This window comes from Campylobacter sp. RM9333 (assembly GCF_020137705.1).
Taxonomy (GTDB): Bacteria; Campylobacterota; Campylobacteria; order Campylobacterales; family Campylobacteraceae; genus Campylobacter_E.
In genome coordinates this window covers 85,783-112,777 of sequence record NZ_JACGAY010000003.1, presented here as the reverse complement: position 1 = coordinate 112,777, position 26,995 = coordinate 85,783, and the positions used below count along the sequence as shown (strand labels likewise).

The 26,995-nt window shown below is 28.4% G+C and carries 27 protein-coding genes and 1 pseudogene; 15 read left to right on the top strand and 13 right to left on the bottom strand.

Annotated features, from left to right (window positions below):
• Nucleotides 1–82 precede the first annotated feature (82 nt).
• The 11 genes from AVBRAN9333_RS02435 (at nucleotide 83) to AVBRAN9333_RS02385 (ending at nucleotide 7,750) form a co-directional block, all read left to right on the top strand.
• Nucleotides 83–931 carry a hypothetical protein gene (locus tag AVBRAN9333_RS02435; protein WP_336609366.1) on the top strand — a complete coding sequence of 283 codons (849 nt, stop codon included), beginning with the start codon at nucleotides 83–85 and terminating at the stop codon, nucleotides 929–931.
• 1 nt (nucleotide 932) lies between these two features.
• Complete coding sequence (locus AVBRAN9333_RS02430) at nucleotides 933–1,166, top strand: hypothetical protein (protein ID WP_336609365.1); 234 nt, start codon at nucleotides 933–935, stop codon at nucleotides 1,164–1,166.
• Nucleotides 1,167–1,637: 471 nt separating this feature from the next.
• Complete coding sequence (rpmJ, locus tag AVBRAN9333_RS02425) at nucleotides 1,638–1,751, top strand: 50S ribosomal protein L36 (protein WP_214117768.1); 114 nt, start codon at nucleotides 1,638–1,640, stop codon at nucleotides 1,749–1,751.
• A gap of 3 nt (nucleotides 1,752–1,754) precedes the next feature.
• Nucleotides 1,755–2,120 carry a 30S ribosomal protein S13 gene (gene rpsM / locus AVBRAN9333_RS02420; RefSeq protein WP_214117767.1) on the top strand — a complete coding sequence of 122 codons (366 nt, stop codon included), beginning with the start codon at nucleotides 1,755–1,757 and terminating at the stop codon, nucleotides 2,118–2,120.
• Nucleotides 2,121–2,129: 9 nt separating this feature from the next.
• Complete coding sequence (gene rpsK, locus AVBRAN9333_RS02415; protein WP_214117766.1) at nucleotides 2,130–2,522, top strand: 30S ribosomal protein S11; 393 nt, start codon at nucleotides 2,130–2,132, stop codon at nucleotides 2,520–2,522.
• Between the two features lie 29 nt (nucleotides 2,523–2,551).
• Entirely contained in the window at nucleotides 2,552–3,178 is a 627-nt protein-coding gene (rpsD, locus tag AVBRAN9333_RS02410) for a 30S ribosomal protein S4 (protein ID WP_214117765.1), read from the top strand.
• Nucleotides 3,179–3,191: 13 nt separating this feature from the next.
• Nucleotides 3,192–4,193: a DNA-directed RNA polymerase subunit alpha gene (locus tag AVBRAN9333_RS02405; RefSeq protein WP_214117764.1), complete on the top strand. Its 1,002-nt coding sequence runs from the start codon at nucleotides 3,192–3,194 to the stop codon at nucleotides 4,191–4,193.
• Nucleotides 4,194–4,196: 3 nt separating this feature from the next.
• Nucleotides 4,197–4,547, top strand: a complete 351-nt coding sequence (gene rplQ / locus AVBRAN9333_RS02400) for a 50S ribosomal protein L17 (protein ID WP_214117763.1) — start codon at nucleotides 4,197–4,199, stop codon at nucleotides 4,545–4,547.
• Between the two features lie 29 nt (nucleotides 4,548–4,576).
• Entirely contained in the window at nucleotides 4,577–5,053 is a 477-nt protein-coding gene (locus AVBRAN9333_RS02395) for a cysteine permease (RefSeq protein WP_214117762.1), read from the top strand.
• 9 nt (nucleotides 5,054–5,062) lie between these two features.
• Nucleotides 5,063–6,769, top strand: a complete 1,707-nt coding sequence (locus tag AVBRAN9333_RS02390) for a M24 family metallopeptidase (protein ID WP_336609364.1) — start codon at nucleotides 5,063–5,065, stop codon at nucleotides 6,767–6,769.
• 48 nt (nucleotides 6,770–6,817) lie between these two features.
• Entirely contained in the window at nucleotides 6,818–7,750 is a 933-nt protein-coding gene (locus AVBRAN9333_RS02385) for a Cj0814 family flagellar-dependent secreted protein (protein ID WP_336609363.1), read from the top strand.
• Here AVBRAN9333_RS02385 and AVBRAN9333_RS02380 read toward each other — a convergent pair whose 3' ends face one another.
• Nucleotides 7,751–8,401: a DNA alkylation repair protein gene (locus AVBRAN9333_RS02380; protein WP_214119561.1), complete on the bottom strand. Its 651-nt coding sequence runs from the start codon at nucleotides 8,399–8,401 to the stop codon at nucleotides 7,751–7,753.
• Nucleotides 8,402–8,578: 177 nt separating this feature from the next.
• Between AVBRAN9333_RS02380 and AVBRAN9333_RS02375 the strand changes: the two genes are divergently transcribed.
• Nucleotides 8,579–14,110, top strand: a complete 5,532-nt coding sequence (locus AVBRAN9333_RS02375) for a hypothetical protein (RefSeq protein ID WP_336609362.1) — start codon at nucleotides 8,579–8,581, stop codon at nucleotides 14,108–14,110.
• 390 nt (nucleotides 14,111–14,500) lie between these two features.
• Here the strand turns inward: AVBRAN9333_RS02375 and AVBRAN9333_RS09545 are convergent, their stop codons facing one another.
• From AVBRAN9333_RS09545 to rpmB, 5 genes and pseudogenes are all read right to left on the bottom strand, one after another.
• Nucleotides 14,501–14,815 carry a CZB domain-containing protein gene (locus AVBRAN9333_RS09545; RefSeq protein WP_239803735.1) on the bottom strand — a complete coding sequence of 105 codons (315 nt, stop codon included), beginning with the start codon at nucleotides 14,813–14,815 and terminating at the stop codon, nucleotides 14,501–14,503.
• Nucleotides 14,816–14,941: 126 nt separating this feature from the next.
• Nucleotides 14,942–15,205 (bottom strand): annotated as a pseudogene (locus tag AVBRAN9333_RS09540) (methyl-accepting chemotaxis protein); the annotation flags it as partial.
• Nucleotides 15,206–15,600: 395 nt separating this feature from the next.
• Nucleotides 15,601–15,822, bottom strand: coding sequence for a YdcH family protein (locus AVBRAN9333_RS02365; protein ID WP_214117038.1), 222 nt, complete (start codon nucleotides 15,820–15,822; stop codon nucleotides 15,601–15,603).
• A gap of 75 nt (nucleotides 15,823–15,897) precedes the next feature.
• Nucleotides 15,898–17,022: a potassium channel family protein gene (locus AVBRAN9333_RS02360; RefSeq protein ID WP_214117036.1), complete on the bottom strand. Its 1,125-nt coding sequence runs from the start codon at nucleotides 17,020–17,022 to the stop codon at nucleotides 15,898–15,900.
• A gap of 18 nt (nucleotides 17,023–17,040) precedes the next feature.
• Entirely contained in the window at nucleotides 17,041–17,235 is a 195-nt protein-coding gene (rpmB, locus tag AVBRAN9333_RS02355) for a 50S ribosomal protein L28 (protein WP_214117022.1), read from the bottom strand.
• A gap of 118 nt (nucleotides 17,236–17,353) precedes the next feature.
• Here rpmB and rpe point away from each other — a divergent pair, with 118 nt between their 5' ends.
• Entirely contained in the window at nucleotides 17,354–18,001 is a 648-nt protein-coding gene (gene rpe / locus AVBRAN9333_RS02350) for a ribulose-phosphate 3-epimerase (RefSeq protein WP_214117019.1), read from the top strand.
• Nucleotides 18,001–18,774, top strand: coding sequence for a 3'-5' exonuclease (locus tag AVBRAN9333_RS02345; RefSeq protein WP_214119567.1), 774 nt, complete (start codon nucleotides 18,001–18,003; stop codon nucleotides 18,772–18,774). Before rpe ends, AVBRAN9333_RS02345 begins: the two co-directional genes overlap by 1 nt.
• Nucleotides 18,775–18,806: 32 nt before the next feature.
• Here the strand turns inward: AVBRAN9333_RS02345 and AVBRAN9333_RS02340 are convergent, their stop codons facing one another.
• From AVBRAN9333_RS02340 to coaE, 7 genes are all read right to left on the bottom strand, one after another.
• Nucleotides 18,807–18,974, bottom strand: a complete 168-nt coding sequence (locus tag AVBRAN9333_RS02340) for a hypothetical protein (RefSeq protein ID WP_336606730.1) — start codon at nucleotides 18,972–18,974, stop codon at nucleotides 18,807–18,809.
• Between the two features lie 147 nt (nucleotides 18,975–19,121).
• Complete coding sequence (locus AVBRAN9333_RS02335; RefSeq protein ID WP_336609361.1) at nucleotides 19,122–21,779, bottom strand: autotransporter outer membrane beta-barrel domain-containing protein; 2,658 nt, start codon at nucleotides 21,777–21,779, stop codon at nucleotides 19,122–19,124.
• A gap of 494 nt (nucleotides 21,780–22,273) precedes the next feature.
• On the bottom strand, nucleotides 22,274–22,798 hold the full coding sequence (infC, locus tag AVBRAN9333_RS02330) for a translation initiation factor IF-3 (protein WP_214117012.1): 525 nt from the start codon (nucleotides 22,796–22,798) through the stop codon (nucleotides 22,274–22,276).
• Nucleotides 22,795–24,597 carry a threonine--tRNA ligase gene (gene thrS / locus AVBRAN9333_RS02325; RefSeq protein WP_214117010.1) on the bottom strand — a complete coding sequence of 601 codons (1,803 nt, stop codon included), beginning with the start codon at nucleotides 24,595–24,597 and terminating at the stop codon, nucleotides 22,795–22,797. The genes infC and thrS overlap by 4 nt, the downstream gene beginning before the upstream one ends.
• A 2-nt stretch (nucleotides 24,598–24,599) precedes the next feature.
• Nucleotides 24,600–25,301: a dUTP diphosphatase gene (locus tag AVBRAN9333_RS02320; RefSeq protein WP_420707988.1), complete on the bottom strand. Its 702-nt coding sequence runs from the start codon at nucleotides 25,299–25,301 to the stop codon at nucleotides 24,600–24,602.
• Nucleotides 25,295–26,044: a diaminopimelate epimerase gene (gene dapF / locus AVBRAN9333_RS02315; RefSeq protein WP_214119573.1), complete on the bottom strand. Its 750-nt coding sequence runs from the start codon at nucleotides 26,042–26,044 to the stop codon at nucleotides 25,295–25,297. The genes AVBRAN9333_RS02320 and dapF overlap by 7 nt, the downstream gene beginning before the upstream one ends.
• Nucleotides 26,031–26,663: a dephospho-CoA kinase gene (gene coaE / locus AVBRAN9333_RS02310; protein ID WP_239803072.1), complete on the bottom strand. Its 633-nt coding sequence runs from the start codon at nucleotides 26,661–26,663 to the stop codon at nucleotides 26,031–26,033. The genes dapF and coaE overlap by 14 nt, the downstream gene beginning before the upstream one ends.
• A gap of 127 nt (nucleotides 26,664–26,790) precedes the next feature.
• Between coaE and AVBRAN9333_RS02305 the strand changes: the two genes are divergently transcribed.
• Nucleotides 26,791–26,988 carry a twin-arginine translocation signal domain-containing protein gene (locus AVBRAN9333_RS02305; protein ID WP_214116989.1) on the top strand — a complete coding sequence of 66 codons (198 nt, stop codon included), beginning with the start codon at nucleotides 26,791–26,793 and terminating at the stop codon, nucleotides 26,986–26,988.
• The last annotated feature ends 7 nt before the right edge of the window (nucleotides 26,989–26,995 follow it).

Genomic DNA, 26,995 nt, shown 5'->3' with positions numbered 1-26,995 from the left:
TATGGTGCTAAACTTCTAAATTATTTTTTACCATTCATTTATCTTGGGGGGGGGTATAATCACTCTTTTGAAAGGAGATTAAATGAGTGATTTAACAACAAATGAAAATCAAAATGAAGACAAATATGATTTGTTTAATGGAGTTTTATTAGTAGATGTTGGTGCCGTAACGCAATATAGCTTAATTCATATGAGTGAATACGAAATAACTGCCGAGTCTAGTATTAATTATGAAGATGCAGAAAAGTCATTAAAAAATTTAGCTAGTTCTTTAGGCTTTAACTGTGTTTTAAATGTAGTAAGAAGCAATTATACTACAGGCAGTAGAACTACGGAGACTATGTATACAGAAGGTAGTTCAACAGGTAGTATTAATAAGGGTTTTTTTAACACTTATAATACTACATCTACAACTAATTCTACAACTACAGTCAATTCAAACACTAAGGTATATAATACTTTTATTATAAAGGGTATTCTTGCAATCATCGGTAAGCTAAGTCCTAGTGGAGAAATAATTAGTATAAATGCTATTTTAGAAAGAGAAAAAATGGCTCATGAATATATCAATGTTGTTAAAAATATCTACAATGCTAATTATAAGATGAATGATATACCTCGTGATGAATCTAAGATGATGTTATTTAGTTTTATATTTGTAGTACTTCTTTTACAATTAACTCCATATGTCGGACACTTGTTTTTTGCAATGGCTATATATGGTTTGTTTTATTATCCTAGTGTGTATAATGATGGTAGCATTGATATGGTTAAAAAAAATATTAAAGAATCAAACGATATTTATAATATTTATGAATCAAAACTTAAAAATCTTGTATCAATATATGGTTATGATGGTGTTTTAAATATTTATAGATTAACAAGAACCGGTGCAATTTACAACACATCAATTAAACACATAGGGGCATAAAATGAATAATTTAGAAAAAATAAATAATTTAGACAATCTTAAATGTGGTGAATTTTCAAGAGCATTACATAAAATTGCTGTGGATAATACATCAGATATTAATGAAATATTAAAGTATGCACAAAATGACCCACTTGAAGTAGTAACAAAAAGAGCAAGAGATAATATACCTTTTTATCGTTTAATATTAATAATAGTTGTTATAGTTGATATATGGTATTATATTTTTTATTAATACCTAATAGTAATTATAGACATTGCTTTTGTGAGTTTTGAGTAAATCATCTTAATATTAAAAGGAATTTTAAAATTTCTTTTAATAAATTCTTAAATAATTTTTATAATATGTTCTATTTTATTTTTATCTAGTATTTTTGAAACTTCGCTTATATTGGGATATTTCACATACTTTAAAAGTTATCTAAAACTTTATGAATTAAAAAAGTAAAATCTATAAATTAATTCTTAAATAATAGTTTGAGATTAGATTGCTAAGAAATTTTTAGAATTATCAAAGACAAATAAATTTAATATTTAAACCTATATTAATTTTGTTTTGATAATATTAGCACTTTTGCAATTTATCTGTGTGAAGAAGTAATATTTGAGTGAATTTTCCACCATTTAAATATTAGTTGGTAATTCGTGATACCTAAAAATGCAGATTGTAAAAAAGTGGAAAGCAAATTATTTTTTAGGAGACAAGATGAAAGTAAGACCATCTGTTAAGAAAATGTGCGACAAATGTAAAGTCGTTATGAGAAAAGGCGTTGTTCGTATTATTTGCGAAAATCCAAAACACAAACAAAGACAAGGATAAGGTATGGCTCGTATTGCAGGTGTTGATTTACCAAAGAAAAAAAGAATTGAATATGGCTTAACTTATATCTATGGTATAGGTTTATTTACTTCACGCAAAATTTTAGCAGCAGTTGGAATAGATCCAAACAAGCGTGTATATGAATTAAGCGAAGATGAAGCAGCAAATATTCGTAAAGAAATCCAAGAACATTATTTAGTTGAGGGTGATTTAAGAAAACAAGTTGCTATGGACATTAAAGCTTTAATGGATTTAGGTTCATATCGTGGTTTAAGACATAGAAAAGGTTTACCAGTGCGTGGTCAAAAAACTAAAACAAATGCTAGAACTCGCAAAGGTAAGAGAAAAACCGTTGGTGCAAAAGCGTAAGGATAGATAATGGCTAAGAGAAAAGTAGTTAAGAAAAAAGTAGTTAAAAAGAATATTGCTAAAGGTGTAGTATATATTAGTGCAACTTTTAACAATACAATGGTAACAGTTACAGATGAAATGGGAAATGCAATTGCATGGAGTAGTGCAGGTGGTTTAGGATTTAAAGGTTCTAAAAAATCAACTCCATTTGCTGCTCAACAAGCGGTTGAAGATGCTTTAAATAAAGCTAAAGAACACGGAATTAAAGAAGTTGGTATTCGTGTTCAAGGTCCTGGTAGCGGTAGAGAAACTGCTGTTAAGAGTGTTGGTGCAGTTGAAGGTATTAAAGTTACTTTCTTAAAAGATATTACACCATTAGCACATAATGGTTGCAGACCACCAAAACGCCGTCGTGTATAATATAAGTATAGGAATATAGGAGAAATAGTATGGCAAGATATACTGGACCAGTAGAGAAAATTGAAAGAAGATTAGGCGTTAGCCTTGCAATGAAGGGTGAAAGAAGACTAGCTGGTAAGAGTGCTTTAGATAAAAGACCTTATGCACCAGGTCAGCATGGTCAAAGAAGAGGTAAAATTAGCGAATACGGCTTACAATTAAGAGAAAAGCAAAAAGCTAAATTTATGTATGGTGTAAGCGAAAAGCAATTTAGAAAATTATTCCAAGAAGCTGCTAGAAAAGATGGAAATACAGGTTCTATTTTAATTCAATTCTTAGAACAAAGACTTGATAATGTTGTTTATAGAATGGGTTTTGCTACAACTCGCCGTTTTGCAAGACAACTTGTAACTCACGGACATATTTTAGTAAATGGTAAAAGAGTAGATGTTCCAAGTTATAGAGTATTACCAGGCGCTAAAATTGAAGTTGTAGAAAAAAGCAAAAACAATCCTCAAATAGTAAGAGCAGTTGAACTTACAAATCAAACAGGTATTGTTGAGTGGGTTGATGTTGAAAAAGATAAAAAATATGGAATTTTCACAAGAAAACCTGAGAGAGAAGAAGTTGTCATTCCTGTTGAGGAAAGATTCATAGTAGAGCTATACTCTAAGTAATAAGGAGTAGCAAATGAGAAAAGTAGTTACAACAGCTCATATGCCAAATGATTTTACTATTGAAAATATCGGCGAAAATAAAGCACGCATTAGTGCTTGGCCTTTTGAAATTGGTTTTGGCATTACATTAGCACATCCACTGCACAGGCTTTTACGCCTTAGTGCAATTGGCTATGCAGCAACTGCTATTAAAATTGATGGAGTAAGTCATGAATTTGATAGCAAAAGAGGTATGGTAGAAGATATTTCTTTATTTATTATTAATATCAAAAATATGCGTTTTAAAATTAAAAACGAAGATAGTAAAAGAGAAGAAGTAAGCTTTAGCTTTAAAGGGCCAAGAGAAATTAAAGGTAGTGATTTAGCTAATAATGTAATTGAAGTTGTAAATCCTGATAACTACATTGCTACTATAAATGAAGACACTGAATTAGACTTCACATTAATTATTGAAAAAGGTATTGGCTATGTAGCAAGCGAAGATTTAAGAGAAAAAACTGATAGTAGTTTTATAGCTCTTGATGCGTTTTTTACACCAGTTAGAAATGCAAATTATTCAATAGAAAAGGTATTACACGAAGATAATCCTGATTATGAAAAAATTGTATTTGAAATAACAACTGATGGTCAAATTACACCTGAAGATGCGTTTAAAAATGCTTTAGATGCTATGTATCAACAAATGATGGTATTTAATAAAATTGCAACTACAAGTCCTAGATTAATAGGGGAAGAAACAACTGAAGAAATTGATTTATCTCCTTTATTAAAAAGCGTTAAGGAACTTGGTTTAAGCGTAAGAAGTAATAATGGTTTAGAAAAAGCTGGCATTGAATTTATAGGCGAATTAGCTTTAATGAGTGAAAGCGATGTAAATAATTTAAAAAATGTTGGTAAAAAATCAGTGGATGAAATTACTACTGCTATGAAAGAAATAGGCTATCCGATAGGTTCAAATTCTGTAGATGCTTATAAAGATAAACTTATTGAAAAAATAAAAGAAATTAAAGGATAATAAATGAGACACGGACATGGATATAGAAAGCTAGGTCGTACTAGCACTCATCGTGCAGCTTTACTAAAGAATTTAAGCATTGCAATTATCAAAAATGGTAAGATTGAAACAACTTTAGAAAAAGCTAAAGAATTAAGATCATACATTGAAAAACTAATCACTCGTGCAAGAGTTGGAGATTTTAATGCTCATAGAGCAGTATTTGCAGCTTTACAAGACAAAGAATGCACAAATAAATTAGTAAATGAAATAGCTCCAAATTACAAAGAAAGAAATGGTGGCTATACAAGAATTATTAAAACAAGAACTCGCCGTGGTGATGCGGCTACTTTAGCTTATATTGAGCTAGTATAATAATTGAGTGCTTCGGCACTCAAAATATTATGAATAAAATAACACTTCCAAATAATCAAACTTTAGAAAACTATATATTAAACAAAGAACTTTTTACCCTAGCTGATATTTCTCAAAATGCTTATAAATTTTGGAAAAATATAAAATACGCACAATATCCAAATTCTAGAATTGTATTTTTAGATAAAAATACAATAGCTAAAAAATATGAGAATTTAATCCCTAAATGCTCTAATTTAAGTGGATTAGTATTAGCTAGTGCATTTTGTTCTATGAGTAATCTAGCGCCATCACATTTAAATCCAAATAATAATTCAAATCTTTTAAATGTAATAAAATTAGTAGAGATTGCAGGGATAAAATTTATTGATTTAAATGATTTTTTTACAAAGTTAAAAATACCTTTAAATTCTCATATTTATATAGAAAAATGTTGTTATTTTGCACCCGAGCCTTTTGAGAAAAAAATCAAACTCACAAACACTTTATGTTTAGGATATTACTAAGGAGATAAAATGCTTACGAAAATAAGAGATATTTTAAAAATCAATAATGCTGATTTTGCTTTAATACTAACGGCTGATTATCACTTGAGTGAGTATATTCCTGAGTATTTTAAACTTAGAGAATTTATAAGTGGATTTAGCGGTTCTGCGGGCTCGCTTTTGATTAGCCTTGATGATGCAATTTTATTTACTGATGGTAGATATTTTTTACAAGCTGAAAATGAGTTAAAAGATAGCATTAGATTAATCAAAAGCCCTGATTACATAGACTATATTAAAAACAATCTAAGTACCAAAAAGGCTTTAATTGATTTAAAAACCATATCTCAAAATAATTATGAAAAGCTAAAAAACCTTGTTAATATAATAGATTATGATAATTTTTATAAAGATTTTTACGATAAACAACTCCCGCAAGAGCCAATCTATAAGCAAAACGAAAAATTCATAAGTGATTTAAGTGCTAATAAAATAAAAAAAGTCCAAGATGAATTAAAAAATAAAAACATTGATTATTGTGTAATCTCAAGCCTTAGCGACATAGCTTATCTTACAAATTATCGTGGTAAAGATGTGGAATTTAACCCCGTATTTTTAAGTTATATGATAATCTCACAAACTAATGCGATTTGTTATATAGAGCCAACAAAGCTTAAAAATATTCAAAAAGATTTAAATATAATTTATAAAAATTACGATGAGTTTTATTCGGATTTATCTAGTTTAAGTGGTAATGTATTGTGTGATTTTGCCAATACGAATGCAAAAATTATTAGCTTAATAAATGCAAATTTAGTAAATGAAATCTTGCCTAGCACCATACATAAAGCTTGTAAAAATGATATAGAAATAAAGCACATAAAACAAGCTCATATAATTGATGCCATTGCATTAACTAAGTTTAATTATTACTTAGAAAATACTAATTTAGACTTGGTTGATGAGCTAAAAATTGATGAAGTTCTAACGCAATTTAGACAAGAAAATGAGTATTTTATCAGTAATTCTTTTGATACTATCGCAGCATTTAATGAAAACGCCGCAATAATTCATTATAAAGCAAATGCAAAAACTTCAAAATTACTTAATAAATCAGGCTTATTATTACTTGATAGTGGGGCTCAATATGAGTGCGGCACTACTGATATTACGAGAGTTTTTAAGATAAAAAACGCAAGTTTAGAGCAAATTAGAGATTATACTTTGGTTTTAAAAGCACATATTGCAATATCAAAAACCATAGCACCCGAAAATATAAAAATGCCTTTATTAGATAGTATTGCAAGAAAAGAATTATGGCAATACGGATTTGATTATTTGCACGGCACAGGACATGGGGTAGGGTATTTTTTAAATGTTCATGAAGGTCCACAAGTTTTATCGCTAAATGCTAATATTAGCGAACATACTAAATTAAAAAGGGGTATGCTAACATCAATTGAGCCAGGTTTGTATCATAATAACAAATACGGAATTAGACTTGAGAATTTAGCAATTAGTAAGCATTGTTTTAGCAGTGAATACGGAGATTTTTTGAGCTTTGATATAGTTACGCTTTATCCTTTTGAGCTTGATTTGATTGATAAAAAATTATTAAATCAAGATGAGATTAATTGGTTAAATGATTATCATAAAAGGGTTTTTGATACCATAAGTGTATTTTTAGATGATGAGTTAAAGCAGTTTTTGGAATTTAAAACGAGAGCATTAAACTAAACTTTAGGAATATTATTTGCTATTAAACAAATAATTAAAGGAGTTTTAATGAAAGTAGAAAATATTGTATTATTTAATGATACTAAAATCAAAAAAAGCAAACAAATATCATCTGAATTTTTTACAAATGAATTAGCCAAAGTTACGACAAAAACTATATCAAATAATACGCCAACTTTACTAAGCATTTTAAATAATAGTATAAAAAATGAGTTTGATTATAAAAACGAATTAAATAAAGCAAAATCTAGCATTCAGTTTGGCTATAGCGTAGATAATGATGGCTTTATGGGTGCTGATTTTAACAAGGCTTCAGGGTTACCAGATGATTTTAAAATCCACTCAAGCACACTAAAAGAAATAGTTAGATTTAATGAAAAAATGAATGTATATTCGGTGATGAAAGATTCGGGCAAGACATTTAGCAATATTGATTTAGCTGATACTATTAAGTATTATTATGATTTATTTACGCAAATTACTCACAACAATCAAGATTATCCAAGTGGTATTAGCATAGATTTTGGTTATAGTAAGGTTAGTTTTGATTATATAAATGATGTTAGCAAATACAAAATCACGAATATTTATAAAAATAACGAAGAATTAGAATATGCAAAAAGCATAAAAGCAGATGGCTTTAGCGTAATAGAACTTAGTTTCGAGCCAAAAAATATTAGCGTTGATAAAGAACTTGCTTTTAGCCCTGATTTTTCTATGTATAATGAAAAAGAAAAGAAATTTATAGGATTTTTACAAAGCATAAATCCATTTGCAAGTGATAGCGGGACAACAAGGCTAAGTAAAGATGCTTTAAAATATGCTTTAGCTATGCAAGATGATTACAATAATATAAATAAAGATATTAACAAGCATAAAGATTTATTAAAAATGGCTGATGAGATTAAGCATTTAGGCATTGATGAATTGCTAAAAACTAATACCGAAGTGGCTAAGTTTTTAGACAAAACTAAGGCTTGATTAGACTAAAATCTGCATTAGTTTTGCTTTATTCTCTTGGCTAATTTGGTAACTATCTTTACATTTTTGTAAAGTCATTTTAAGTGTTTTAGCGTCTAATTTGTGCGAACTTAAAAACGAAATGCCTAATTCAAATTCTTTAGCTAAAACTACTTGAAAATACCAAGCTCTAGCCATATTTATATAATATTCATCACTTTTTATACTAAATATAGCTTTTAACCCATCTTTATAAGCGATAAATTTCATATAACAAATTATCCCAAAACGAATTTTGTATATATGGTTTTCGCAAATTAATTCATTTGCAAAAGCTTTTATATCTTGATTTTTAAAGCTTTTAGGCACTAAAGTATCACAATTAGCCCAATTATCAACGAAATCTAAATAAAGCTTAGTGTATTTTAGTGCTTTTGAGAAGTCTTTTTCATAATTAATCCCATAGGCAATTATTTGTAGATATTCATAAAATTTCTCATCTTTTAAAAACTTATTAAAAAATTCATCAAAGGTATTTTCTTTTTGAAGTTTTTTTGCGTAGTCTTTTAATATATTTGAGCGAACTCCTAAAATTTCATATTTGCTAAAAACTAATTTTTTATGAAATTCTTTATAATTGTTATCAATAAATTTTGTTAAATACTCTTTCAACCTAGCTCCTTTTAAATGCTAATATAAATAATTGGAATTTAAAGATTATATTTTAAATTCTAAAACTAAACTTAAAAAGAAATTACTAATTAACAAATATTTACAAATTTTTATTATTTTCATAGATTTAAAGTTAAATTTTGATAATATTAAAAGATTTTAATTCAAGGAATAATTATGAGAAATAAACTAAGTTTATCTTTATTAACTTGTTTAGCAATCAGCGGGGGGGGGTATTTACACGCTGAAGAATTAAACACTGTATGTAACGACAAGAACCCTTGTAATATTGATGGTAAAACTATAGAAGTTAAAACTCCATACAATACAACTCAAGATATTATTGGTAATGGAGCAACTCTTGATATTACTGGAAGTCTAACTTCTACTGGAAAAGTTGATTTAGTTAATAGTACTTTTAAAAGCAGCAGTGCAAATAGTAAAACTGATGTAGATACTATTATAGGAGATAAGTTAAAATTTAATTTAAGTTCAGCTAACAGCAACTCTTTTAAAGTAAATAATATGATTTTAAAAAATAATTCTACAATAGATGTTGTTGATGGGACACAAGCGATTAAAATAGGTAATTTATCATTAGATAATTCAATTATTAGAAAAAATGGAATAATGGATATTGATGTTTTTGAGTTATCTAATAAATCTAGTTTTACAAATACTTTTCGCAATGCTATTGTTGGTGAATTAAAAATAGATGAAACTTCTACTTTTCATAATTGGCAAGGTGGTTCTACTATAAAAAAAGTTACAAATAATAGCACGAATGGTTCAAATGTTACATTAAAATCTGAGGGTAGTGGTATTACTATAGGAGATTCTTCTAGTAATTTGCAAGGTAATATATCAAAAGTTAATATAGAGGGAACAACTGTTATATTTAGTAATTTATTATTAGATAATACTAGCAAAATAGATGTTAGTGGTAATATAGTTTTGGATAATAAAATTAATATTAATAATATGGATTTATCAAAAACGACTTCCACTCCAACTTCACATAAGATTGTTATAAAAGATGGTGCAAATGTTATAATTACCGATACAAATCTTACTAATCAATCTATAAATGCTAATAGTAAAAGCGATAAAAATGGTTCTTTAACAATTATTGGTGGAATATTCAAAGATGTTAGTATAGGTGGGGCAACGGGAGCTACCAATCTTGCAAATGTTACTTTAGATAAAGTAAATATTGAAAATAGCGGATTAAATAAAGATAACAATATAATAGCTCAAAATGTTACTCTTAATAATATTACAACTTCAAATAATGCAAATATTAATGCAAAAACAAAATTAGATATAAAAAATTCTAAAATAGATAATACAAACAAACTTACAGCAACTAATGCAGAAATAGGAACTTCTACAATAGGTGCAGATATTAATGTAACTAATGAGTTAAAGGCAACAAATGGTGCGAATTTAAACGGCAGTATAACTTCAGGCACTATTATTGCTGAAAATGGTTCTATATTTAATGGGAATACAAAGGCTAATGACAGCATAACTGCTAATAGTGGCTCAAAATTTGTAGGGAATGTAAATGCAACTAACAAAATTACTTCAAGTGGTGCTATATTTAATGGAGAAGTTACAGCAAAAGATTTAGAAAGTTCTAAAAATTCTATATTTAATAACACTATAACAGCAAGTAATTCAATTACTTCAAGTGATACAACATTCGCAAAAAATGTAAGTGCAAATACAATTACTGCAAATAGTGGTTCAGTATTTAACGGCACAACCACTGCAACCGATAGCATAACTGCTAATAGTGGCTCAAAATTTGTAGGAACTACTACAGCAACTAACAAAATTACTTCAAATGGTGCTACATTTGATGGGTTGGTAAATACAAAAGATTTAGAAAGTTCTAAAAATTCTATATTCAATAACAATATAACAGCAAGTAATTCAATCACTTCAAGTGATACAACATTTGCAAAAAATGTAAGTGCAAATACAATCACTTCTACTAATTCAGTGTTTAACGGCACAACCACTGCAACTGATAGTATAACTGCTAATAGTGGCTCAAAATTTGTAGGAAATGTAAATGCAACTAACAAAATTACTTCAAATGGTGCTACATTTGAAAAAGAAGTAAAAACTGCATTCTTAGACGCTCAAAAAGGCTCTATATTTGATACTACAAGCATAGTCAATGCAACAGATATTAATGCAGTAGGTTCTACATTTAATGGAAGCATAGTTAAGAATAATTCAATTACAGCTGATAGTTCAATTTTTGCTAATGCAATTGATACAGCTACTCTAACAGCTAAAAATAATTCAAGCTTTGCAAATGTTACAGCAAATACTATCACTTCTACTAATTCAGTGTTTAACGGCACAACCACTGCAACCGATAGTATAACTGCTAATAGTGGCTCAAAATTTGTAGGAAATGTAAATGCAACTAATAAAATTACTTCAAATGGTGCTACATTTGATGGAGTAGTGGAAGCAAAAGATTTAGAAAGTTCTAAAAATTCTATATTCAATAAAAACATAACAGCAAGTAATTCAATCACTTCAAGTGATACAACATTTAAAGCTATAGTAAATACAGCTACATTAAATGCTAATTCAAATTCTATATTTGATACCACGAGCACAATAAATGCAACAGATATTAATGCAGTAGGTTCTACATTTAATGGAAGCATAGTTAAGAATAATTCAATTACAGCTGATAGTTCAACATTTGCTAATGCAATTGATACAGCTACTCTAACAGCTACAAACAATTCAAGCTTTGCAAATGTTACAGCAAATACAATCACTTCTACTAATTCAATTTTTAGCGGTAGTGTAAATGCAAGTAATTCTATAAACTCTACAAGCTCAACCTTTAAAGCTTTAGTAAATACTTCTAGTTTAACTACTGATACTAATAGTGTTTTTAGTGCTACATCTAAAGTAAATGTAGAGAAATTAATGGCTAATAACACTAATTTTCAAGGTTTAGTGGATATTAATTGTAAAAATGCTGATTGCACTTCAAGTCTTAATAATAGTAAGTTTAATGAATTAAGCATTACAAATGCAACCATAAGCGATACATTTACAGCACACAAACTAACAGCAAATGATAAAGCTACATTTGAAAAAGATATAAAATCAGATTTTATCACGGCAAATAGCGGTTCAGTATTTAACGGCACAACCACTGCAACTGATAGCATAATTGCAAATAGCGGCTCAACTTTTAATGGTTTTGTATCGGCAAATAATATAACTTCAGAAAAATCAGTATTTAATAAAGAAGTTAATGTAAAAGATACTTTAAAGTCTAATAATTCTACATTTAATTCTATAGTTAATGCCAATACAATTGAAGCAGTTTTAGATACTACATTCTCTAAAGATTCAAAAGTTAATGCTAACACTATTAATACGAGTAAATCTATTTTTGATGGCGAAGTTGTAGTAAGCAATCTTAACGCACTTAATACAAAATTTAATGGAGCTACTACAATTGATTGTAAGGATAATACAAATTGTAAGTCAGATATTAAAGCTAGTTATTTTAATGATTTGACTTTAAAAAATAATGCAAAAATTACTCTTGATGAGGGAAGTTCGGCAAATAATTTAACATTACTTGATGATACTACCTACCTAGCACTTAATGGCAAATCTCAAATCACAGGCGATATTAAAAATGAAGGTATTATTGAGATAGTTGATGGGACGATTTCATCAAAAATCACAGGTAATGGGGACTTAATTAGTAATAAAGTTGTTTATACAAACGATGTTGAATTGAGTGATATTAAAGGTAGTGGGGGTAAATTTGGTGGAATAACAACTACTACAAATGATGTAAGCGTAGATAATACAACATTTGAAAAAGATTTAAATGTAGGTAAAACTTTATATGCTAATCAAGGAAATCAGTTCAGTGGTAAAGTTAGTGCTACTGATGCAATCTTTAGCCTTGATACAAGTAAATCTATGGAAAAAGGTAATGTAATTACGGCAAATCAAGTTGATATTACTAAGGATTTAAATATAAAAGATTTAAATGTTACAGCAGAAAATATCAAATCAAATTCTGCACGCATTACAAACTCTACTATCAACTCATCAAATATCAATTCTAATTTAGTAAATATTGCAAACTCTACTATTAATTCTAAGCTTTTAGGCAAAGATGATAGCTCAAGTAATGTATATGACGCTAATATACAAAAAGATAGCGGAACTTACACTACAAAACAATCAGAATTAAATGGCGGCGTAAGGGTTGATAAGCTAGATACAACAAATACTCATATAAAAGGTCAAGTAGCAGTAAATACTTTAGTAGCTAATAATTCTAAGTTTTATATTTATGGTGGTGGAATTGATACTTCATTCCACGATATTTATAGTGGAGCTATAATAGTAAGAGAAGCTATAAGTGGTGCTAACAATACAATACAACTTGCGAATACAAACCTTACTATGCTAAAAGATAAAGAAGGTTTTATCCCTATAGCAATAGTTAATAACACTACTAATTCACAAAGAAGTGATGCAAATTCTCAATCAGGAATTAGCAAGGACTTTTTTAAAGTAACTTATCAAACAAAAGTGGCAAATTATGAATTAGCCGATAGATTTACGCATTTTAATCCTAATGCTAAAGGAAATGCTATTTGGAGCATTGGTATTAAAGGCGATGATTTAATAGATGAGAGTAATGTTGATAGTGTTATTTCGGGTCAAGATTTAGGCAATATAGCAAATGGTGCTAATAGCAATAATGTTAATACTTCTAGTTTAGAAGTTGTTTTAGGTGATATGTTTGATTTAATAGATTTTGATAAAGACGCTGTTGGGACGGCTAATTTCATTCTAACAAGCCCTGATTACATAGCAAATACTAAAAACAATACATTAAACAATAGATTAAGATTGGTAAAAAATCAAAAAGTAGGTAATGGATTTTGGCTAGATAATCAAATGGGATATAACAAATACGAATATAGTTCAATTCGTTATAAGAATTTTAATGTTGGTGCTGATAAGACAAATGAACTTAGCAATTCTAATTTAACTTTAGGTGTGGCTGCTAGTTTTGGAACGGCTGAAACTAAAGGAAATGTAAATGCTAATAGCGATTCAAAAGGCATTGGTTTATATGCTATGAATGTATTTAATAATGGAGTGTTTATAGGTGCTAATGCTTTTTACCACAATATATCAAGCTCTTATGAGGCAGATAAATTAGGAATTAAAGCTGATAAAAGTCATAATGTTTATACAGCTAGTTTTGAAAGTGGGGTTAGATTTGGGGATAAATATTATTTTGAGCCAAGTTTAAGATATGATTTGACTTCTTATAAGCCGACTGCAATTAGCACAAATGGTCTTAGTATAAGTGGGGATAGCCAATTAAAGCATACTTTATCAGCTAAATTAGAAGGTGGAGTTTCTATGCTAGATAGCCTTGAAGGATTTTTATCTGTTGCACTTAGCAAAGAACTAACTAAAAAGCCTGATATGTTGTTAATAGATGAAGTTAAAGAAAATATCATTGAAGGTAAAAAGGGCGATACAAGTGTGAATTTAAATTTTGGTGTAGATTATAAAATCAACCCTAATGCTAGTTTTAATATCAATTTAGGAAGCAATCTTTACACAAATTCTGATAAAGAATTAAAAGGTAGCTTGGGCTTTAGCTATAAATTCTAATGAAGAATTCTAATTCGTAATTGTTATTACGAATTAGAATTTATTTTTACTATCACAATTATTTTCTTTTTTATTTGATATAACTAATAAAGATTTTATTGCTTTAAAATATTTTCAATTAATATATTTTTGAGTTTGTTGGTTGGATATTTTTTTATGTAATTAATTTTTAAATTCTGCTAATTATGTCAAAATGTATATTTTAAACTAAGATATTTTGCCGATAATTTCTAGGAGTAGATAGAACTATAAAAGTTATTTTTAGCTTTATATTGGTATTTTAAAGGGTTGTTAAAATAAAAAATAAAAGTTGATTTTAGTATTAGATGAAGTATAAATTTTGTAAATATACAAGCTTATTAGGGTTAAAACCCTAATAAGATTAGTGAATTATTTTTTAATAAATTCGCCTAATAAATGTCTAAAAATCATAAATAATTCAAGACTTGATTTTTCTGCTTCTTTATAAAGCTCAACAATTTCTTTGCTATTAGACTGCTTGCTTGCAATATATCCAAGTGCTTGATTAATGCTTTCATGAACATTTTTATGCGGAGTATCAATTTTAGAATATAAAGGAAGATGTCCGAACATTTCTTTACCTTCATTTTGATACCATTTACCAAGACGGCAACTAAAATGGTCGCTTAATTTTGTCGGATTTTCACTTAGTGCATTTGCATATCCATTTGCTTTAAATAAGATATGGTCAAGTTTTACTAAAGATGTAAATACTTCGTATTTGATAGCACTCGCATTAAATTTAATATCTTTAGATATATGCGATAATCTATCAAATTGCTCCGAAAATGTTCCAATGTGTGCGTTTGAATCTTGTGATATTTGCTCTACCGATTCGCTTTGCGTAAACATTTCATTAGCGTTTTGTTTTAATAAATTGATATTCATTTCTACTTCAGCTGTTGCTTTTTGGGTTTTTTCTGCTAGTTTTCTAACTTCATCAGCAACCACAGCAAAACCACGACCATGCTCACCAGCACGAGCTGCTTCAATAGCTGCATTTAAAGCTAGCAAATTGGTTTGGTCTGATACATCTTTGATTAAATTAATTACATTTGTAATTTCATCAACGCTTCTATGGAGATTTTGTGCAGTATCACGAGATTTACTTGATGATTCAGTGATTTTTTCAAGTGATGTTATGATACTTTCAGATACTTTTTTAAGATTTACTATCATATCTACACAATCTGCTGAAAGAGTTTCTATTTCTTGAGCTCTTGATAAATCACCCTCAATATCTTTTTGAACAAAAGAAACGCTTTCTTTCATACCTTTTACCATAATGTCAAATAGTGAGAATTTGATTTTATCTTCTTCTTCGTTATTTGCCTTTGCAGTAATTTCATTTTTTAATTTCGCAATTTCAGCTTCTAACTTTTCTTTTTCTGCTATTGCTCTATTTAATTTTTCCTGCAATTCATTTTGGAGGGTGTTATCTTTGTTAAAAAACATAAATACCCCCCCCATCAAGCTTTATTTTTAATAGAATTTAAATAATTATTTAAATCATCTTTTAATTTTAATTTTTCCTTTTTCATTCTAGCTATTTCTAAATCATCTAAATGAATTCTACCTTCTTCAGCATCTTTTATCTTATGATCTAAATCATTATGAGCTTCAAAAAGCTTATCAAAATGTGCGTCTTTACCTTTTAAATTCGTGATTAACTCTCTATGTTCGTGTAACATAACTTCTCCTTAATTTTTAGTAATGTGTATTAATATGGTAACTAAAATAAATTACAAACAGATAACATTTATATTTTATTTTAAACTTTCAGGAGTTTGCTTATTTTTAATAATTTTTTTAACTTCTTTAATACTTTCTGGAGTTCCTATTAACAATAATTTAGTCCCCGTTCCAATCATTGCATCACCTTTTGGCATAGGTAAAAAATTATTATTTGCATCTTTTATTCCGATTACGCTAACATTTGCTAATTGTCTAAAAGCTACATCTTTTAATCTTCTAAATCTAACCCAACTTTCATCAGGAACTTTAACTTCTTCAATATCAATACTTTGGTCTCTTGTGTATAAATATTGCTCTAATAGATTTTCCATTTCAGGTCTTACACTTACAACGCTAAGTCTTTGAGCTGCTAATTTCGTAGCTAATACAACCGTGTTTGCCCCTAGTTTTTTAAGTCTTGCTGCGTCGTGTTCGGAATTTGAAATCGTTATTATAGAATAAGGACTAATTCTTTTTATATCTTTTTCATATAGTCTAGCACTAGCAATTATTGCTATATTATCAGCAGAATTTGGGCTAAGAGAAATAATTCCTTTCGCACTTGATAAATGTGTTTTTAAAAATGCCAAATCACTATGTGGTGGGCATTTAATATAGAATGGATATTTATTTGCTTCAGCAATTTTTTCAAAATCTGGTATATCATCTACTACTACAAAAGGTGTATATGTTTGTTTAAATTGTTTTGCTAATTCTTGGGTAAATTCGTTGTGATAACATATAACATAATGATTTTTTAATCTTGCTATTTTGTATAGCATTCGTTTTTCCTTAATAATTCTTGTTAATTCGCCTTTTTTTAGAACTTCAATCACAATACCTATTGAAAAAGTAAAAGTAACAAAGCCTAATAATACATAGCAAATCGTAAAAAATCTACCAGCAGGAGTGATTGTAGCTACTTCAGTATAACCTAAAGTTGTAAAAGTCATACCTGCTTGATAAATCCCATCAAGTAATGAAAAATTACTAGTAAGCATATAACCAATCGCCCCAAATAGCATCATTACAACAACTGCTATTAATGGGAGACGAAAAGGTTTTAATTGTTCGTAAAACTCGGTATTTATATCAACTTCAGGTTTTCCACTTTCAGCCCAACCGAGCAATTTGCCTAGCTTTTTAAAAAAGCTCATAAAAATTCTTTATAAAAATTAGTTAGCTCTTCTTTTTTTTAGTGTGCGTAATGTTGAAGCTGCAACTCTAATTTTTTTAGTTGTGCCATCGCCTAAATCAATGCGAATAGTGCGTAAATTAGGTAAAAATCTTCTTTTTGTTTTATTGTTAGCGTGGCTAACATTATTTCCTACCATAGGACCTTTACCTGTTAATTGACAAAATTTTGACATCGTAAATCCTTTTTTTGTGTTCTTGTAAAAATAAAAGTATTAATCATAGCATCTTAAGCTTAATTTTTTTTTTAAGTTTTAATGATATTCTATAAAAAATAATTTTAAGGATTAAAAAATGTATGTTGCTCCTAGTTTATTGTCTGCTGATTTTTTAAATTTAGCTGAAGATATTAAAAAAGTTGAGGCTGCTGGTGCTGATTTATTGCATATTGATGTAATGGACGGACATTATGTTCCAAATCTAAGCATTGGAACTTGCACTACAAAAGCTATTGCTAAAGTTGCTACTATTCCTTTAGATGTGCATTTGATGGTAAGAGAAGTTGATAAATTTGTTGATTTATTTTTAGATATAAAACCTAAATTCTTAAGCTTTCATATAGATGCTACTACTCATCCTTTAAGATTGATTGATTATATTAAAAAACACGGCGTAAATCCTTCAATAGTATTAAATCCACACCAGAATTTAAATGAGATTGAATATGTTTTAAGTGAAGTTTCTATGGTGCTTTTAATGAGTGTAAATCCTGGTTTTGGTGGTCAAAGCTTCATACCAAGCACTCTTAGAAAAATCAGTGCCTTAAGAGAAATGATTGATAAGAATAATTATAAATGCTTCATTGAAGTTGATGGCGGAGTAAATGGCTTAAATATTGCAGATATTGAAAGAGCAGGGGCTGATATAGTTGTGGCTGGAAATTATGTGTTTAGTAGTAATGATTACAAGGTCGCAATTAATTCTTTAAAAATGGAATTTTGATGGATTATAACGAGCTTTATAAAAAACAAATTGCTAATTGTGATAAGATTTTAGAAAGGCTACTTACAAGTAGTATTAATTATAAAGATTTAAAAAACCAATACGAAAATGCCTTAAATTTTGAGATAACCTATGAAACTCTTTTAATGCTAGGGCTTGATATTACGCTAAAACAAAATCAAGAAGTATTTTTAAACTCAAGAAATAAATTAATTCAAGATGAGATTTTTTGTGTTGTTGATATTGAAAGCACAGGCTCAATTAGTAACGGGCAAATCATAGAAATTGGTGCTGTTAAGATAAAAAATGGCGAGATTTTAGATGAATTTGAAAGCTTTATTTATGCAAACGAAGTGCCTGAAAATATAGTTGAGCTTACAGGAATTACAACGCAAATGCTAAAAAATGCTCCTAGAAGTGCTAGGGTTTTAGCTGATTTTAGATTGTTTTTAGGTAATGCTATTTTTGTAGCTCATAATGTATCTTTTGATTATGGTTTTATCGCAAAAGAAAGTCTTGAATACTTAAATGCTCCATTGATTAATAGAAAGCTTTGCACGATTATGTTAGCAAGGCGTTGTATTGAATGTGATAAATATGGTCTTGATAGTTTAAAAAATGAATTAGGTATCATTAGCACTCATCATAGGGCTTTAAGTGATGCGAAAGCTTGTGCTGATATTTTGAATTATTGTATTAATTCTTTAAAAGGTTCGCAAATTAAAACAAGTAATGATTTGATTTTATATTCACGCTCTAAGATGAAAAAATAAGAATTTAAAAGTGGCTATTAAAAGCCACTTTATTATTTTTTAGTGCTTTTTGGGGTGCAAAGCATATTAATGTAGCGACCTTCAAATAAAGGTGCTTTATCCATATTTGCAATATCGCTAATTTCTTCATAAATTTTTAAAAGTAATTCTTCGCCTGATTGTGGATTGCTTAATTCACGACCTTTTAAAAATATTGACACAATTGTAATATTTAAACATTTTATGCTTTTTATTAAGCACTTAAAAGATAGCATATTTTTTATTATTAAATTAGAATATAAAGTCAATGTAATTTTTGATGAAAATATTTAAAGAAATCTTTAGCACTAAGGCTAAAGATTTTGTAATTAGAATGTATATCTTACAACAGCGTTAATTTGATTGTCAATATTAAAATCAGCTCCGAAAGTTCTTTCGTAACCTAAGTTTAATCTTAAATTATCATTAAACTTATAATCACCTGTTAGATTTAAGTAAAATTTATTATCTCTTTTACCTTTTATTGTTTCACTTGCTTTGCTTGATTTTGCGATTATTATAGAATCACTTGGCTTATTAACATCTATAATATAACCAGTACCTAGTCTTATATTAGCATTATCATTTACTTTAAATCCTGAGAATACTGCAGGTTTTATATGTAAATTAGAATTAGTCTTACTTGTAATGCTTATAGCGTTATTTTCTAAGTTAGTTTTAGGTGTATAATCAAATATAGCTTCTATGCTAGGCTCAATATAAAATCTATTTAAATCAAATCTTTTACCAAGTTCAAAACTTGCAATAAATCCTGTCTTGCTATCTTTTAAACCTTTTAAAAGCTCTGAATTGTATTTAACATTATAATGATTTGCTTTAATTACTAAATCAGCATATAAATCATTGTTTGAAATATAGCTTGTATATAGACCAAACCCGTAATTATTTCCTTTTAAAACATCACTAGATTTAGAATTAGAAATATTAGCCATAATTCCTGTAATTACATTGCCATCTGCAAAATCATTAGCTTTATCAGCTCCAAATTGAACTTCAAATGAATTAAGTTTTACATCATCTATACTTGCGTTTGTATAATAAGCTCTAGCCCAAACGCCTAATTCCTTATCTAAACATCTAATTTCGCCTAATCTTTTATTCATATTATTCCAAGCAAAAGTATTGATTAGATTTATTCCCTTTGAAATAACTTGAGCTTGAGCTTTAGCGTTTTTGTTGATTTTAATATCTTTTATAAAATCATCTGCTATTTGGTTTTTATCAATTGGATTTGTTACGCCAGTATCAGGTTTGTTATCTGGTTTATTTTCAGGATTTGTTACACCTGTATCAGGATTTGTTACACCAGTATCAGGTTGATTTGGAATTTCATCTGTAGTATTTGATACATAATTGCTATTTGCAAGGTTGTTTAAATATAAGTCTAATACTTCACTATCCATATCACTTGAACTTTGATTTACTAATTTACCTAAAGCACTTGTCTTATCGCCGTTTGCAATGCTAACAATATTATCTGCATTAAGCCCTGTATCACTTACTTTACCATTCTTATTAGTAGTTATCGCATAGGTTAGATAATCTCCTAGCATTGCATTAGCAACATAATCATTATTAATCACATAATCACTTATTCCATCGCTAATCTTATAATCTTTAAAGAAAGTGTTTAGCTCTGCTGTTCCTGTTCCTTTTTTAAGTATTGCTAAGGGTAGATTTGCGTTTATTTTACTTGTATCAAGTTTATTATCACTCATAACATTAAGTAATACTAATTCATTGTTTGCTCCGCTTGTGTTTTCTCTTGAGATTATTGCACCTGTGTAGCTTTCTTTGTTTGCTCCTAGATAATAAGCTGTGTTATTTGAAGTAAGGCTATTTGCTAGAACTCTTTTTGCTACTTTTGAATTTTTTATGTTTAAAATTCCTGCTCTAGCATTATTTGTAGCTACTACATTATCTAATGTTACATTACTATCATTTAAAGCACCATAAAAAGTAGTAGTATTAATAGGCGATACTTTTGTATAATCATCATCTAACAATGATTTTTTTCTAAAGCCTGATATTTGCATATTGATTAAAGAATTACTAATACTACCTTCACCTATAATACTTCCACTTGTATTGTAGTCTTTGCCTGTATCAAGGCTATCAATCTCATATTTTTTAGTTCTAATTGTATTTGATGAATTAAACTCACTTTTTTTACCATTTGCATCTGCTTTAAGTACTAAAGACTCTGTAATAATACTATTTTTAAATTTACTTGCATAAGCTTCTAAATTAGTATAATCGGTCATAAAGCCTTGAACTTCGGTATTATTTAGTATAAATCTATTAAATCTATTGGTAAGTGAACTATCACTACTAGCTTTTATTACTGAATTAGATATGTTTATAACATTATTATTGCCAGAAGTTTCCTTACTTCCTGAAGAATAAATGTTATCTATAATCGCATGATCTACTATACCACTATCGACATATTTAATATTATTTATGGTAATTTTACTATCCACTGTCCCCTTAAGGTCAATATTTTTAGCGTAAGATATTCCACCTATTGTACCCCCATTAGCTATGACATTGTCAACAAAAAATGTGCCATCAATATCACTATTTGTAGAAATTACACTACTAGCATTACTAACCATATTAACCACTTTACTATCATTAAGAACAACTTCATCTATACCAGAAATATTTGATATTTCACTATTTTGTGCTTCAAATTTATCCCCAGCAATACCACCAGCTGCTCCTGAATTAGTCTCGCTAACATAAACTATTTTAGAATTAATTGCTAAAGTGTTAAGATTGCTATATATCTTATCTACATAACTATTTGTAAGAGTAACTTTGCTTTTATTTGCATTAATTGTATCTACAATAGAATTAGTTACATTTACTAAGCCATTATTAGTTAAGGTTGTTACATAGCTATTGGTAATTGTGGTTTTTTTATTGTTTTCTATCGTTAAATTACCAAAAGATTTATCCACACTTACATTATTACTATTTTTAATACTTGCATTTGTATCAAAATATGTATTATTAAAGCTTATATCAAATGCTTTTTGATTGCTTTCAATATTGTAATAAGCATCTTTTATATTAGGAGCGTTTAATTCAATAGAATTAATATTTGTAAGATTGGTTTTAAAATAATTAGCATCTTGATTTGTTCTAAATGGGTTTGTTAAGCCATTATGAGTTTTTGAATTAAATGAATTGACTGCATCAAGATTAACTACGCTAGTAGCACCAAATAAGTTTGAAGAGATACATAGACTTGCAATTAATGAGAGTTTAAATACCCCCCCCCGTGTAAGTAAAATTTTGTTTCATAACATTCCTTTAAAAAAAATTGAAATGCTATTATCTTAAAATCTAACTTAAAGATTAATAAATATAAATGATTTTTTTTAAAAATATCAATAAATTTCAATAATTATTATAAAGATTAAGGCAAATTAATTGCCTTAATGATAAGTTTTTATTTTTTAGTGCTTTTTGGGGTGCAAAGCATATTAATGTAGCGACCTTCAAATAAAGGTGCTTTATCCATATTTGCAATATCGCTAATTTCTTCATAAATTTTTAAAAGCAGTTCTTCACCTGATTGTGGATTGCTTAATTCACGACCTTTTAAAAATACTCTAAATCTAACATGCTTTCCTGATTTTAAAAACTCAATAGCGTGTTTAACTTTATAGTTAATATCATTTTGAGCAATTTTTACAGAAAGTTTGATTTCTTTAACTTCTACTACCTTTTGCTTTTTCTTAGCATCTTTTAGCTTTTTTTCTTGCTGATAGCAAAACTTGCCATAGTCCATAATCTTACAAACAGGTGGCTTAGCATCTTTTGCGATTAATACCAAATCAAGCCCTAAACGATTAGCAAGTGCATTAGCTTCATCGCTACTAATTATGCCATATTGTGCTCCATCATCACCTATACATCTAACCTCTGCTAAATCTATTTCTTCATTTAACAATACATCTTTTTCTTTACTCAAAATACTACCTCGTTTTGTTTTTCTTTAATTAGTTTCAAAAATTCCTCCATTGTAAGTGTTGATTGTTGTTTAGCTCTTCTATCTCTTAAAGCTACTTGATTATTATTTATTTCTTCATCTCCGATTACTGCTATATAAGGCACTTTTAACATTTCTGCATTTCTTATTTTTTTACCTAAAGTATCGTTTTTCTCATTAATATCAGCATCAACTCCAAGCTCTAATAATTCTTTTTGTAATGCTTTTGAATACTCAATATGCTTTTCACCTACTGGTAAAATCATAACTTGAATTGGAGCTATAAAGAATGGTAATTCTCCTGCTGTATGTTCAAGCAATATGCCTAAAAATCTTTCAAAACTTCCAAGTAAAGCACGATGAAGCATTACAGGGCGTTTTTTCTCATTGTTTTCGTCTGTATATTCAAGCTCAAATCTTTCAGGTAGGTTAAAATCTACTTGAATAGTTCCACATTGCCATTTGCGTTTAAGTGCGTCTAGGATTTTAATATCAATTTTTGGACCATAGAAAGCTCCACCACCTTCATCAACTCCGTATTTAATACCTTCTTCATCTAAAGCTTCCATTAAAGCTTTTGTAGCAACTTCCCAAATCTCATCACTTCCTATTGATTTTTCAGGTTTTGTTGAGATTTCTAGTTCCCATTCAAATCCAAAAGTTACCATAATTTTTTTAGCAAAATCTAAAATCTCTTTTACTAAGGTTTTTATTTGACTTGGCATACAGAAAATATGGCTATCGTCTTGAGTAAATTCACGAACTCTTAAAAGTCCGTGTAAAGCCCCACTCATCTCGTGGCGATGAACCATTCCGTATTCAAAGAATTTAATAGGCAAATCTTTATAACTTCTACCTTCACTTTTATAGCAGAATACATGTCCTACGCAGTTCATTGGTTTTATTCCGTATTCTTGCTCATCAATTCTAGTAAAATACATATTTTCTTTATAGTTTGCATAATGTCCGCTTGTTTTCCAAACGCTAGAATTTAGTAATTCAGGGCCACGAACAGGCTCATAAAATCTAACCCTATGAGCTTTATATAAAATATGCTCTAATTTATTTCTAACTCTTGCACCATTTTTAAGCCATAATGGTAAGCCGCCACCAATTTGTTCGCTAAATGTGAATAATTTTAAATCATTTCCTAGTTTTCTATGGTCTCTTTTTTTAGCTTCTTCTATCATTGTTAGATAGTCTTTTAAAGCTTCTTTTGTTGCAAATGCGATACCATAAATTCTAACTAGCATTTCATTTTTTTCATCGCCGCCTAAATAAGCACCTGCTAATTTTGTTAATTTAAAATTCTTAAGCATTTTAGTGTGTGGTAAATGTGGCCCACGACATAAGTCGGTAAATTCACCTTGAGAATATGTGCTAATTTCTCCACTTAAACGACTTAAAACTGCTTGTTTTAATTCATCATTTTTAAACTTTTCACAAGCAGCTTCATAGCTCATCGTATTTTTTATCATAGGAGAGCCTTTTTTTGCAAGCTCTTTCATTTTATCTTCAATTACTTTTAAATCTTCTTCGCTGATTTTTTCATCTACTTTAAAATCATAATAAAAACCTTCATCAACGCAAGGTCCTACGAAAAATTTAGCATTTTTATATAATTGTGTAATAGCTTCAGCTAAAAGGTGAGCACAGCTATGGCGAATGATTTCAAGTGCCATAGGACTATCATCATAGAAAATTGGCTCAAGTCCTGCTCCATCAGTGCTTAAAGTATCATAAATATTTTTATCTTTATCGTAATATCCTATTATTTCCATTATTAATCCTTTAAATTTTTATAAATTTCATTAAGATTTTTATACAAACTATCATAGTTTATATCATTTTGCTCTAGTAGTTCATATAAGATTACATTGTCTTCTTTACCATTCCAAAGTTTTTTATAAGTTCCATTTTTATAGCCGTTATCTTGGCGGAATTTATTTAAGACATTTTTACCAATGTAGATTTTATAAAGTCTTGTAAATTCTAACTCACAACTACACATTAGCTTTAAAAATATTTCTGTAATTTGCGTTATGTTTAGCTCTTTTGCACTACTTGTGTGAATTAATTCTCTTGAAAGTTCTAAAATATCATTTAAATTTTTATTTGTTTTATTGAATTTAAATTCTGAAATCGTGTTTATAAGTTCTTTTTGTTGATTTTGCATAATTGCAAGGCTTAAAATAAAATGCCAAATATCAACTAATTCAATTTGAATATTTTCTAAATCCCAACTAGCATCTATGCTTTTCCAATGTTTCCAAGGCATAGAATCAACGAGTTCAGCACATTCCATATAAATACAACGAGCAAAATCAATCAAGCGATTTTCCTTTGTATAACCTTTTTCCCAACCAATTCCGCAAGTTGCGTTATTTAAAGCTTGTTGTAAGCTTAACATATCATTAGTATATTGTAATTTCATCATCCCTTCTACATCAAAAAATATCAAAATACTAGCAAAATTATTTAACAATCAAGCGTAGTGCTAAAAATTTTTTTAACTTGTGCTTTAAAATATAAATAATCATCTTTAAAACTCACTTCGCAAATATCATTGCTTTTTGGATAAATAGTAGCCTTTTCATCAACTAATTTAAGCATTCTAGCGTAATAAAAACAAGCGTTCATTCCAGTTCCACAAGCTAAAGTTTCTCCAACTCCACGCTCATAAGTTCTAACATACAAAACCCCATCTTTAAAAGTTGCGTAATTTACATTTGCGTCATATTTTTCTCTTAAATATTTAGCATTTTCTTCGTTGTAGTTTTGTACTCCATCAAGAGTTACTAGGTGTGGCACACCTGTATCAATTAGGCAAAATACATTTTGAAATTCCACTAAATTTTCGTGTATAACCTTAGCTTTAGTTAATCTAATTTCTACAAAATCATCATCAAAAATTGTCGCCTTAATAATCCCTGCACCAGTTAAAAAACTCATATTTTTATTTGCTAAATTTTGAGTGTAAGCAAAATGTGCCGCAGCTCTTGCACCATTACCACACATATTAGCTTTTGAACCATCTTGATTGTAAAATCCCCAAGTAAAATCATAATCTTTATCATTTTTTTTGATTGCAATAAGTCCATCAGCACCTATTCCACTATGTCTATTGCATAATTTTATGGCTAATTTACTTAAATAATTTTCATCTAAATTATCAGTTTGAAAAATAATAAAATCATTTCCATTTGCGTAGTATTTATGAAATTCCATGTTTTTCCTTTAGTTTTTGAATAAGTTTTAGCGAGTTATCTTTAAAATCTTCTAAATTACCATCGTTTTTGATTAAATAACTTGCAAATTTTATTTTTTTGTCTATATGTAATTGAGAATTTAATCTTAGTTTTGCTTCAAATTCTGTTAAATTATTTCTATTCATAAGTCTTGTTAAAGATAATTCATAAGGGCAATAAATCACAATTTTATTAAGCAAAAAATTATAATTGCTATTTTCAAAAAACAAGGGAATTTCTACAAAAATTATTTTATTTTTATTTTGTTTGATTTTTTTGAGAATTTCTTTTTTGATTTTTGAGTGCATTATTTTTTCTAATTTTTTCTTAGCTGTTTTGTCATTAAAAATCACATTTGCTACTGCTTGTTTTTTTTCTTTTAAGAATTTGAAATAGGAATTTGAAATATTTAATTTTTTACGAATTTGTTTCCATTTGTAGCAAAAAACTTTTGAAGAAATTTCATCAGCACTAATGCAAAATATTTCATTTTCTTTAGCAATATTTAAAAATGTAGATTTACCACAAGCAATGCTAGATGTTATTACATAAATATTTTTAAAAAATAGGTGTTTTTTTATCTTAATTTTTCTTATCAAAACCGACTCTTTTTATCATTATCATAATATTATTTTTTAGATAATTTTGTTTATTTTCTTAAGCCTAATTTTAAGGCAATAATGTATTATTTAGGTTACTTTTTAAAATTTTAGTAAGGAGGCAGCCATGGAGAACAAAAGAAGAGCTTTTCTTAAAAAAGCATTAAGTGCTGGAGCTACCTGTGCTGTTGCTAGCGTAGGTTTAAATGCAGCAACAAGTAGCGAAAATAATAGCTCTGGTGTAGTATCTGGTCGTGCAAAGAAAAAAGAAGTGTTATATAAAAAGACCCTTCACTGGGAAAAATTTTATAAAATTGCATATTAATTTATAG